Here is a 528-nt window from a genome sequence, read left to right as displayed (position 1 = left end):
GGGCGTGGACGACCTTCTACCCGTTTCAATGGGATCTGAATTACCGGAACCCGAACGTTTTTGCCGGCATGCTGAACTATCTGCTCGATCTGGCGAATAAGGGTGTGCAGATTTTCCGCATGGACGCGGCCGCCTTTACCTGGAAGCAGGCCGGCAGCAACTGTTTGAACCTGCCGCAAACCCACGCGTTGTTGCGCGCGTTTCGGGCGCTGGTGGCGATGGTGGCCCCGAGTGTGATTCTGAAGGTGGAAGCCATTGTCGGCGCGCGTCAGGCCGCCCTTTATTTCGGCACTGGAGAACACCGGGGGCGGGAGGGGCATATCGCCTACCACAATGCGCTTATGGCTTCCCTCTGGCGTTCGTTGGCCACCGAGGATGCCGGCAAAACCCGGCAGCTGCTCAGTGAAATGCCAGTCAATCCGGAGGGCACGGCCTGGGTGAATTATCTGCGTTGCCACGATGATATCGGCTGGGGTGCTCTGTTGGACGAACAGGGGGCGGGCTGGGCCTCCAGCGTTGAGGAGTTAC

At 60.4% G+C, this 528-nt stretch carries 1 pseudogene; it reads left to right on the top strand.

Features of this window, described 5'->3' with window-relative positions:
* A pseudogene (locus ACQY5R_RS18335) lies at positions 1-528 on the top strand (hypothetical protein); the annotation flags it as partial.

Source organism: Sedimenticola sp. (assembly GCF_050289425.1).
In the GTDB taxonomy this organism is placed as follows: Bacteria; Pseudomonadota; Gammaproteobacteria; order Chromatiales; family Chromatiaceae; genus Sedimenticola.
Note: the sequence above shows the minus strand (reverse complement) of the source record. Positions and strands in the feature narration are given on the sequence as shown.